This window comes from bacterium, from assembly GCA_040755795.1.
Lineage (GTDB): Bacteria > UBA9089 > CG2-30-40-21 > CG2-30-40-21 > SBAY01 > JBFLXS01.
Genome location: JBFLXS010000092.1, coordinates 1 through 11,974 on the forward strand (window position 1 = coordinate 1; position 11,974 = coordinate 11,974).

The following is an 11,974-nucleotide window of genomic DNA, read 5'->3' on the forward strand; positions in this document are numbered from 1 at the left end:
AACATTCGGCAAGCAGGTCCTATGTATTTCAATGGCTGCACCAATAATCTTTTCTGTTATCTGATTTATTTCTATCTCTTCTCTGTTCCTCTGCGTCTCTGCGGTAAATTACCACCTGAACGGTTACGTCTTTAGAAATGCCTCTTTAAACTTCTTCAGCGTTTCATTTGGGTCTTCGATAATGACTCGTGCCTTACCTACAATATCAATAAGTCCAATCTCATTTCTGTATCTTGGAATGATGTGAAGATGAAGATGTTCAATACTTGCTCCACTGACATAACCTATGTTATAACCAACATTAAATCCTGACGGAGAATAAAGTTTTTCGATAATATTTAATGTCATCGTTGTTAAATTATTAAGTTCTAATACCTGGTCATCGCTGAGTTGTCTTGGGTCGATTAGATGCTTTTTCGGGAAAATCATTAAATGTCCTGGATTATATGGATAGAGGTTAAGCGAGATGATAAAATGCTTTGTGTGATAAATATCAAGTTTTGTTACCTTTGGGTTTCCTTTATTAATCGCACATAAGATACATTTTACCTTTGGTTTATTTCCTTTTACATAGGATAGTTTATCCGGGATAAATAGATGTGTTTCCATTTTTTTCTATTTAAGATTATACCATTTAAGACAAGAAAGTCAAGAAAAATTTAAGTAATTATTTACCCGGGTGAAGTGAGACAGACTTTTTTACACAATTTCTTGCCATAATTATATACCCAAGTAACCGTTCAGGTAGCAGTTACTGGTTTTGGTTGAGATTTCGAAAGATTCTGATATATGAACGCTTACAAAATATTGAATGTAGAATGTAGAATGTAGAAGGTAGAATATTGAATGTAGAAGGGAAAATGTAGAAGGGAAAGGAGTAGAAATGTCGAAGGAAAGTAGAATATTTGATCTTGAAGAGCGTTACAACGGCTAAACAGAAAAATACCAAAACTTGATAATTCTACATTCGATATTGGTCATTGATAACATTTTAAACTTAACTAATCAAAGCCGTCAGATGTTGCGCATCTTAAAGCTTAAACTGATTCTGTTACCTGAACGCTTACATTTTTTATCCGTGTTAATCAGTGGCTGAATAGTTACAATAAGTGCTATACTCTTTCAACTCTTCCAGCAAAGGAAAATTGGTGTCAGGTCTAATTTTGCTCAAGGAAAATTGGTGTCAAAGGAAAATTGGTGTCGGGTCTAATTTTGCTCGAAAGGAAAATTGGTGTCAGGTCTAATTTTGCTCGAGGAAAACCTAAAAAAGGGGAAAAATGAGACTTGACACCATCTTTTTCATCTTTTAGTTTATGTCAACAGCCTGTTGAATTGTAAATTACTTACCGTCCTCTCATTCACGGTCTGACCCTAATCCCTTTTAGTTTTAGTTTCCTGTTTTCCTCTTACATCTTTTATCCATTTTAAGGTATCTTTTATGTGATTTTTAAGTAGCTCCAATGTGATTATATCATTACCTTTAAGTAATCTGATTATTTCGGATATTAAAAGTTCATCTTGAGTTAAGTCTTCATCATAAACTAAAGAACTAAATATTCTGGAGATGCTAATCCCTAATCCATTAGCAAGTTTTTCAATACTTTTAAGTGAAAGGTTAGTAGTGCCTCGTTCTACTGCTCCGATGTATGTATTATGCAAATTTGCCTTTTCTGCCAATTCTTCTTGTGTTAACTCTTGAGCCTTTCTTAATTCCTGTATCTTTTTACCAAATTTAATAAGTAAATCTTCCATCTTTGTCTCCTTTAAGAAATATATCATTGTTTACATTTTAAGTAAAGAGTGGATAAATATTATTTTTTTTTGACAATAGACAAAATTTTTGCTTGACAAATTTGATATTTTATGGTATACTATAAATAATCAAATTCAAATGAAAGATTGAAAGAGAATCTACTTATTCGACTAACTCCATGGAATACTTACCATCTAAAGAAGTGAGGAAGAAAGTTGGAGAGATGAGAATCAAAAAACTCCCATCCGATAAATCCGTTCAATCCGCTTACCCAAAAAGGAGGAAGAAGGAAAATGTGTAAAAAGATTATTGTTTTATGTTTAGTTATTGGGCTGATGCAAATAGCAGGGTTTAATAGGAATAGTTTTGCGGAAGAGGACATGATAAAAGAGACTACTATAAAAACCCAGGATTTAAAAACACTAAGTGTAAAAGAAGAGATAGCTGTTGGTAAAGAAGATGTGTTAAAGAAGAAACAGGGACAAACCTATCAAGCAAAAGAAACTATTGGTGAAATTGCAATCGAGGAAGCAGAAGAAGTTGGTGGCTACAAAAAGACATCTCCTCGTGAAAATGTTAAAGAAATTAAAGACCTACAAAAAGAAAAATCTATATTTTTACCTGCTGAAGAGATAACTTCAGAGATGCCACCACTGATTTTAAATGAGCAAGAAGAAATAAAATTTAATCCATCAATCATAAATGCAACTTTAAGAGGAGGTGGAGGGGTTGATTATACAACTATTCATAGTGGCATATCTAAAAGAAAATATTTAACCTTCGATATATATGAAAGCACTGACGAGCAAGGTTCTAAGAGTGAACAAGAGTATATGAGTGAATTAATGACTAAAGGGAAGAAAGTGTTTTCTCAACAAATAGAAACTGAGGTAAATGGAAATTTTTCTATTACCTATCAAAGTACTCAATATCAACAAGGTAATTATTATTTGATAGTTTCAGGTAGGGATAATATCAGGGGTGGAGATAAAATAATACATTTTGTTAGAATTTCACCACTATCTACTAAAGAGAGTGAGCGAGGAATTTACCCTCCAGAAGAACCCGTTAAACCAACTATTATTAAAGTTAATCCATAGGATGGTTTTATAATGTATAAGAAAATTTCTTTTATCATAGTTTGTCTATCCTTTTTGTTAAACAGCAATGGAACTGTATTTAGTGAGACAAATGTTATTAAAGGGACTATGACCTCTACGGTTGCAGGAGACCATCGCTATCTCATTAATATTCAGAATGTCGGAGGTGGGATTGTATGGATAAAGCAAAAAACCTGTAATTACTCAAGTTATACTCTTAAACCACTTACCCAAAAGATAGAAAGTTTTGGAATAACATATAACAAGACACCTAATAGTACTCAAGATTTAATAGATACAGATGGAAATAGTTATCGTTTGACAAGGTGGGATAGTCCATCTGTGGGACAAATTGTTACTACCTGTAATTTTAATGGGATATTGACCAACTATTTATCTACTTTAGATAGTTCTACACCTTTTCCAATGCCTCAAGGTGGACTTCCTACCCGTTATTTAGAGGCTACCAATGAAACTCAATCAGATCATAAGGAGGTAATTAATAAAGCAATTGAATTAACAACTAATGCTCAATATGAATATGAGGCAGTTAAAGCAATTGAAGATTGGATAATAGACAATATTACCTGGACCAATAATGTTCCTCAGGATGCCTTATCAGTACTTCGGAGTAAAAATGGAAATTGCCAGGGATTCTCACATTTAGGAGTTGCTTTATTAAGGGCGGTAGGTATACCTGCTAAGTTTGTAAGTGGAGGCTCATTAAGGCATCAATATCAGGTGCCAGGTCCAGGTATAAATTATCTCATAGATTGGGGACAGGGAACTCATGGTTGGATTGAGGTTTATTATCCTGACAAAGGGTGGATACCATATGAACCACAACTCTTTTATCATTACCAGCATACACATGCCTATAAAATAGGAGCAGGTAGATGTCGAAGTGATATATCAGATGGTAACTGGGAATGGGCTTATTATGCTCCACCACCAACTGTTTCAATTGGTGTTCAAGTAAATTCTTCTGTTAATACAGATAATATCAATTTTGCTTATGTAGAAACATTATCAACTCCTACCAAACTTGCTGTTGCATCAGAAATTAAAGGACAACCAGACTTAGAGGCAACGGATATTTGGGTCAGCCCTACAAATCCTGTAGGTAATCAGAATGCTACAATTACTATTAAGGTTACAAATATAGGTAATGCAGCTATTTCAACTAAATTTTGGACATATTTATATATTGACAATGAACCTAACCCACGGATAAAATGGTGGACTGATAGTCTTAGTGCTGGTGGTTATATTCAACGAGGTTATCCCACAATCTTATCTGCTGGGAATCACACTATAAAGATTGTTACTGATGCTACCAAAGTAATTACAGAGTCAAATGAGAATAATAACGAGCGATCTGAGGTATTTACATGGACTGCATTACCTGATTTGGTAGTTACAACTCTTACAATAAATCCATCAACTCCAGTAGGTGCTCAACCAACGGATATTACCTGGAGGGTAGATAATGATGGTAGCGTTGATATACCTCCTGAGACAAGATTTTATACAGAACTTATAATTGATGAGACACCAGTAAAGACATGGTATACAAATGGGCTAAAAACGACTGAATATATATCTGAAACCTATAGAGGAAATTTCTCAATTGGAGAACATACTATAAAAGTAGAAACAGATGTAACTTCGGTTATTTCAGAAGCAAATGAAGATAATAATAAAAAGGAAGACTCATTCACCGTTATTCGTATCCAACCACCAACAAATTTAACGGCAACTGTTATCGCAAACAACACCGTTAAATTAAACTGGGATTGGTCCTATGATAATTCTGTATTATGGGGATTTTATATTTATAGGGCTAAAACGAGTGAATTTATCCCTTCGAATAGCAATTATATTGGTTATGCCTCTAAGGGGGCAAGAGAATATGAAGATATGAGTGTTCCTACTTTAGGTACTTATTATTACAAAGTAACAGCAGTAGATTTATACTCTTATCCACCAGAAGACGAAAGTATCCCATCAAATGAGGCAGAGGTAACTATAACACCACCTCAGGATACCACCCCACCTTCAGTACCTACTAATCTAAATGTAACTAATCCTGTAAATGATGACGGGACACATCTAAACTTAACCTGGACGGCATCAACGGATAATGTAGCGGTAGCCTATTATCGTGTATATGAATCCACCTCACCTAATGTATCAAAGGATGTTTGGGATGCGTATTATGAGCCGACAACAAATAGTTTAGAGGCGTATGATTTAACCAGAGGGGTAAAATATTACTATAAGGTTTTAGCCATAGATACATCAGGAAATAAAAGCGAACTATCCAATCGAGCAGAAGGGATACCAAAGGATACAAGAAAGCCAGATGCACCAACCAATCTATCCGCAGTTGGCAATGATGGTTATGTAAGTTTAAGCTGGGATTATAATTTTGAGGTAGATGGACATAAGATTTACCGTAAGCCACAAGGTGGTTCATACCAGGAAAAAGCACAAATTGGCTGGTGGAATTACTACACTGACTATAATGTGGTAAATGGAACTACTTATTATTACAAAATTACAGCATTAAATGAGGATAACATTGAGAGTGATTACTCCAACGAGGCAAGTGCTAAACCATTAGCAGTAGATATAACCCCTCCTAATGTACCGAGTGGTCTATCTGCCTATCCTCATGACTCATCGGCTGTTTTGAATTGGAATAGAAATACCGAATCTGATTTAGCTGGATATAATGTTTATCGAGATAATGTAAAGGTAAATTCAACTTTAGTAACAATGAATTACTGCAAAGATACAGGTCTTTCTAATGGGATAAGTTATTGGTATAAGATTACTGCAGTGGATATACATGGGAACGAAAGTGGATACTCAATAGAAGAAAGTGTTGTGCCTCGTGGGACCTTAGACATTACTGGCTTTTCTCATGTTGATCCTGAGAACTCTGAAAATGGATTAATTGATCCAATTACAGAAAGTATTCGGATTTATTATTCGATGAATAACCCTTATCACGCAGTTACTCTAAGGGTATATGAGAAGTTGGGAGATGAATTAGGAGAGGTTATTTATTCAGAGACCAAGCCAAGACCAGAGGAATGCTGGTTTTCCTGGAATGGAAAGACCTCAAATGGTGATGAAGTCTCTCTTGATAGTGTGATGGTAGAGATTGAAGGAGTTATTTATTCTCAAACTAGCCCTTCGGCTCACTTCCGGGCAGCAGCATCTACTGTTGGATCTTATGCGGCTTCTATCCAAAGTGAAGGAATAATAAAGATTGTTGGTCGTAAAGTGAAGGTAATCTTGAGAGGATTAGGAGAGATGCGTGAAAACGAGGTGAAGAATCTGATCAGGCGATATAAAGAAGATATTAAGACAACAGCTCAAGAGTTTGTCCCAGAAATTAATGTAGATGATGTCAACTTTGATATATTGATTCCATGGCTTAAATCTCAGATTAAGACTCAATCTCAGCCGATAGTTTCACTGATAGATATGATACGCAAAGAAGTCAAGAACATAGAAGAGATGTTAGAGAAATACATTCAAAATAGTTTATCAGAGCAACAGAAAGAAAAACTAAAAGGCGATATCGTTAAAGGCCTTAATGAGTTTGAGAAAGTTCATAAGGATCGTTTAGAGGGTATACTTCCAGACGGGTCTCTGTCCCGACTGAATCTCTCCCCGGTTTTGTTGGCAACAATAATTTATAAGGAACAGATACATCTTTTGCCTTTTGAATCTTCACAGGATGAAAAACATGCCAGGAAGGGAAATAATAGAAGTGTTGGGTTAGGACAGGTAAAGATGAACACGGCAAAAGAGATAGAGAGAGAGCATGAAAAAATACCAATAAGCAGCAGTAGAAATGAACGTATTGATAGACTGATTAATCCTGAATGGAGTATGAAATATGCTCAGGCTTATCTTTATATGATCTGTGCTAAATGGAAGAAGGCAGGTTTTGATATATCTGATAAACCAGGTGTTATTGGGACTATATATAACTTTGGTATTCATAAAAGGGAACCTCATCCGAATCCCAAATCATCGGAGGATTATGGGGTGTATGTGGACCGGTTCTTTCCGTTAGTTGAAGAGCTGTTTAATGAGGATTAAGGAGAGATACAGGTTATGAAGATACCTAAGATTGGATTTTGGAAGATATTACTCTTTTTTGTAATACTATTCTTTGTTGGAACAATTCTCATGCATCTTCCTTCGACCCAAAAAGAGGAATACGAAATAGATATTTTACTGGGACTAACAAAGGGAGATGATACCTCTGTATATTCAAAACCAGAGATGGATAGTAAGGTTAATGATACCCTGAAAGAAAGGACAAGGGTCTTGATAAATACAAAAGGGGGCAAAATTGGTTATCCAAATTATTCAGAGGAGCACTGGTTTCCAATAAGATATACTACTGGGCCTAAGTCTTCTATGTGGGATGTTAAGTGGGGTTGGGTAAAGAGAGAGGATATTCATATCCCTTCTTCCTCAGAGTTAAAAGATATTATTCCCGAAGCTTTTGAAGAGTGGGTAGCCGGAGCTTCCCTTGAAGATTGGGTAGAATGGATAGATGCAAGTGTTAAGATAATGGATCTCAATCGGGATGGGAAAAAGGATGTGCTTGTCAAATATATAGTTGTTAATGGAAATCACATTGAGCTTACTAAATATGTTATTTATAATGTCTATCAAGATAGAGTCACTTATATTTTTAAGGCACATCTAGCCAGTAACGAAGGATTTCCTGAACCAGTCATAAAATTTACCCACCTTGATTTTGAGGAGACCTCTTCTTTAGAGATTGTTACCTATCAGCCGCACAACATTGAGATGGCCCTCAGGCTCAGTGAGTTGCATTATGAAATTTGTGAGGACGGACTAAAATCCTATGTTATAGATGTTGAGGTCCCTGGAGAACCATTGGTGATCAAAAAAGGGTTTCAGGTATATGCCTGGAATGGAAAATCGTATGTAGAGAGATTTCCAAGCATAAGTGGTTGGCTGCTTTATGGATCGATATATCTTCAGAATTTAAGTGAAATATTTAGCTTTATCTCAGCAGCACCTTTTCCACTTTTTTTAGTTCTTTTTGCCACCTACCACCATATGTTATCTTGCATAGGTGTTTTTTTATTGATAGTAATATTGATTGCAACAATAAAACGGATTATAAAAGCTATCTATGGTAAGAAACAATTATCTGAAACAAAAAATATAGGGTAAGAAAGAAATGATGAAAAAGATATTCTCTTTAGTGTTAATGGCAGGATTTTCTTTATTGGTTATTTTGCCAACTATTTCTAATAGCGAAGATGACCCAGATCCATGGACTAAAACATTAGATTTGATGCAGAAGTTTCAATATCGAGAAGCACTTAAACTGCTTCAAAATCAATTAACTCAAAGACCAGAAGATATGTATGTAAAAATAAAAATGATAGAGTGCTATGAGAAATTAGAGGAATATGGAGAGGCAATAAAACTACATGAATCCTTTCTTGACGAATATTTGTCAGCATCTTCCGGAGGAAATTATGAGTTGTACAAAATTGGAAATTTATATCTTTGGTTGAAACCTCCAAATATCGAGAAGTCAATAGAGGCATTTCAAAGATATATTAAGTGGTATACGGAGAAAGGGGAAGAAAATTTGGATGAAAATCTGTATTATGAATCTAAAAAGATGGTTTCTTTTATGGAAAACAATTCTGATTACAACCGACAACCACTTAGAACTTATATGGCTGCGATAAAATTAGAATATGAAGATGCAATTAAGGAATTGCAACGACTGATAGATACCTACGCGGATTCGAGTCTGGCTGATGATGCTCAATACGAAATTGGTAGAATATATTGCAGACCTGACTATCAGACAAGGGAGGAGAGCACTCCTGAGTGGAAAATGAGTAATAGTGAACGAGGTTCAAACTATAAAAATGCGATAGCTGCATATAGGAAACTAATTAAGATATACCCAAATAGCGAATGGGTTGATGATGCAATGTACGCTATTCCATGGGTAGAGTATATTTGGGTAAGATGGAAGGCTTCAAAAGAAGAATTTAAAGATATTATCTCAATGTTTGAAAAAGTAGTAAGGTTTTATCCGGACAGTGAAAAGGCTGCTAAGGCTCAATATCAAATTGGTTATATTTATAATTCCAAGATTGGAGATTACAAAAAAGCGATAGAGTCTTTTAGAAAGTTTATTGATAATTATCCGAATTTCTTTGACCCTTCTTATTTTGATAATTCTGCTTCTTCAAGAGGTTATTTCCAATCGATAATAGCTGATTGTTATAGAAAACTTGGAGATTCAGAAAAAGCAATAATAGAATTTCGTAAGGCAATAAAGATAAATCCTGATAGCCGAGAGGCTAATATAGCATTTCTTGCCATAGGAGAAATCTATATTGAATTAAAGGAATGGGAGAAAGCAGAGAAGGTTTATAATGAGTATTGCCAGAAAAATTCTAAGAATATATACAGCCTTGACTATAAATTAGCCAAAGAAAGACTATCTATTTTAAAAGATAATTACGATTTTGATGGAAGGCCTTTAAGTGAATATTTTGCAGCAGAAAAAAACTACCAACAGCATTATTCAGGAGATGTCCATAACATACATAGAATTGAAGAGGTTGTGGACAGATATCCCTCTTCCAAAATTGCAGATGATATTTTGATTAAGGTAGCAAATCTTTACCACCATGCTGAAGACTATCCATTAGAATTATCAGCATATCAAAGATTACTAAGACAATATCCAAAATCGCCTTTGATTACTGAAAAGGTATATTTCAAGATAGGTGAATGTTATGAAAAGATGGGTAAATGGATTGAGGCAATCTTTATGTATTCTAAGGTAACAGATAAAGAGTCAAAGATTTACAAAAAGACAAAAGATCAAATTGAAAAGTGCCTAAAAAGAAAATTATGGATTAAATATACGGTTGGAGATGGCTTAATAAGAAATGGTGTGTTTACCTTTGTCCCGGACAAGATAGACTCGGATATTGCCTGGGTAAGTTTTAGCGGATTTGAATACACTTCCTCAGGAATATGCAAATATGATAGAAAAACAAATACCTTTATTAAAGACCTCAGAATTTCATTAACTGGCTTTGGAAAATTTATTATTGATACCACTCATCCAGATTTTGTCTGGTTCTTTTCATACAATGGAGGAGTCCATTTATATTCTCGGTACAATGATACATGGACATCTCTTAATAACAAATTTGCCTTCTGGAATCCGAAACTGGTTGTAAACGATAACAATTACCTATGGGTAGTGACTTCGAGGGGATTAAATAGATATGACAAGATAAAAGAGGAAAAGAAACTTTTTTCTGAAACCGAAGGGATAGAAATTTTATCTCTTGCTCCAGATAGTAATTATCTCTGGGTAGGTACTTCTAAAGGAATTATGCAACTTAATAAAAAAGAAGGAAAATGGGAAACATTAAATGAAATAGATGGGTTTAAAATATCCCAAGTCAAATTGATTAAAGTAGATAATGAGCATGTTTGGTTTGCTGCTTCTAATGGGCTAATTAGCTATAAGAAATCAACTGGCAAATGGGTAAATTATCTCAATATGGAAGGTCTTTATAGAATAAACTCTATTCTTGTAGATGAAGATAAAGTATGGATTGGAAGTGGAAGAGGATTATTTTTGTACTCTAAATCAGATGGGTCACTGAAAAGATGTCTATTAGCAGATGGGTCTCCAGTTTTATCTAACTCAATTACTGTTGATAAAGATTATATATGGGTAGTTGATTCTTTAGGTAAAATCTATCGATATGACAAGAAGGAATTGAAATGGGAAGTATTTCTTGAGACTACAGATTGGTTAATGGGGACATATTGGGATTATCCTGCACAAATTTTAGCAGAGGAGAATAATATATGGTGTTATGGACCATATACCTATCTTACACGATATAAGAAAGATAAGAATGCCCATCAGTCTTACTCGTTGGATTCGATTGGGATAATAAAGAATGATGTATTTTTGAAAAAATATGCGTCATCTGGAGGTGAAACATCTATATTATTAAAGGAAGGAATGGGGGTAGAAATTTTATCAGAGAAGAACAATTGGGTTGAGATTCAAGTTCCTTTTTCTCATAAAGGATGGATTGATTCTAATAAAATATACAGGTATGAGAACATTAATGAGATAAACAAAATTGCTAAGCAAAGAGAATCTGAATAGGGAGGTGATTTGAAATGAGCAAAATAATGATTAAGCAGAATAAGCTTTTATTCATAATAGAACTAATTTTATTAGTCTTATTTCTCCATACCTCTGCTAATGCCCTTGGTAATTTTGGCACAGGGGATGGTGAGTTTGCTGTACCTTATGGTTGTGCGGTGGATTTGCAAGGGAATATCTATGTAGCGGATTCTGGTAATAATCGAGTGCAAAAATTTGATTCAACAGGTAAGTTTTTATCAAAGTTTGGTTCATGGGGTGTTGCTGACGGACAATTTGCTCATCCTTTAGGTATTGCTTTAGATAGGCGTGGTAATATCTATGTTGCAGATACTGGCAATAACCGCATACAAAAGTTTGATTCGTCTTTTAATTTTATTACGAGTATATCCACCATTAATCCTCAAATGTTTTACCCAAGAGATGTAGTAGTGGATAAAGAGGGAAATATATTTGTTGTAGATTCAGGCAATCATAGGGTTTTAAAATTCAATTCTAATGGGCAACCCATTGGTAATTTTGGTTCCAGAGGTTCAAGTACCGGTCAGTTTATAGACCCGTATGGAATTGCTTTAGATAATGCAGGCAATATTTATGTAGCGGATACCTGTAACCATCGGATACAGAAATTCAACCCATCTTTTAATTTCTTATCAGCAATCGGTAATGGTGAAGGTGTTACCCCGGGCAAATTACTTTATCCGCAGGATGTAGCTGTTGATTCAGACGGTAATATTTATGTTTCAGACACTGATAATCATAGGCTACAGAAATTTGATCCATCTGGTAATCATCTGGAAGTTATTGGTAGTATGGGGCAAGGTAAAGGACGATTTCTTACCCCACAAAAATTAGCCATCCATCAAAACAAACTCTATG

General features: G+C 34.8%; 7 protein-coding genes. 5 read left to right on the top strand and 2 right to left on the bottom strand.

Annotation, left to right across the window (positions count from 1 at the left end):
- Positions 1–123: 123 nt before the first annotated feature.
- Together AB1414_07980 and AB1414_07985 are read right to left on the bottom strand one after the other, a co-directional pair.
- Entirely contained in the window at positions 124–609 is a 486-nt protein-coding gene (locus AB1414_07980) for an HIT domain-containing protein (protein MEW6607377.1), read from the bottom strand.
- Between the two features lie 762 nt (positions 610–1,371).
- Positions 1,372–1,752, bottom strand: a complete 381-nt coding sequence (locus AB1414_07985; protein ID MEW6607378.1) for a helix-turn-helix transcriptional regulator — start codon at positions 1,750–1,752, stop codon at positions 1,372–1,374.
- 294 nt (positions 1,753–2,046) lie between these two features.
- On the opposite strand from AB1414_07985, the gene AB1414_07990 reads away from it, so the two are divergent.
- The 5 genes from AB1414_07990 to AB1414_08010 all read left to right on the top strand — a co-directional run.
- Positions 2,047–2,853, top strand: a complete 807-nt coding sequence (locus tag AB1414_07990) for a hypothetical protein (protein MEW6607379.1) — start codon at positions 2,047–2,049, stop codon at positions 2,851–2,853.
- Positions 2,854–2,865: 12 nt separating this feature from the next.
- Complete coding sequence (locus AB1414_07995; protein MEW6607380.1) at positions 2,866–6,975, top strand: CARDB domain-containing protein; 4,110 nt, start codon at positions 2,866–2,868, stop codon at positions 6,973–6,975.
- 15 nt (positions 6,976–6,990) lie between these two features.
- Positions 6,991–8,091 carry a hypothetical protein gene (locus tag AB1414_08000; GenBank protein ID MEW6607381.1) on the top strand — a complete coding sequence of 367 codons (1,101 nt, stop codon included), beginning with the start codon at positions 6,991–6,993 and terminating at the stop codon, positions 8,089–8,091.
- 7 nt (positions 8,092–8,098) lie between these two features.
- Complete coding sequence (locus AB1414_08005) at positions 8,099–11,095, top strand: tetratricopeptide repeat protein (GenBank protein ID MEW6607382.1); 2,997 nt, start codon at positions 8,099–8,101, stop codon at positions 11,093–11,095.
- 14 nt (positions 11,096–11,109) lie between these two features.
- On the top strand, positions 11,110–11,974 hold an 865-nt coding region (locus tag AB1414_08010; GenBank protein MEW6607383.1), incomplete at its 3' end, for an SBBP repeat-containing protein.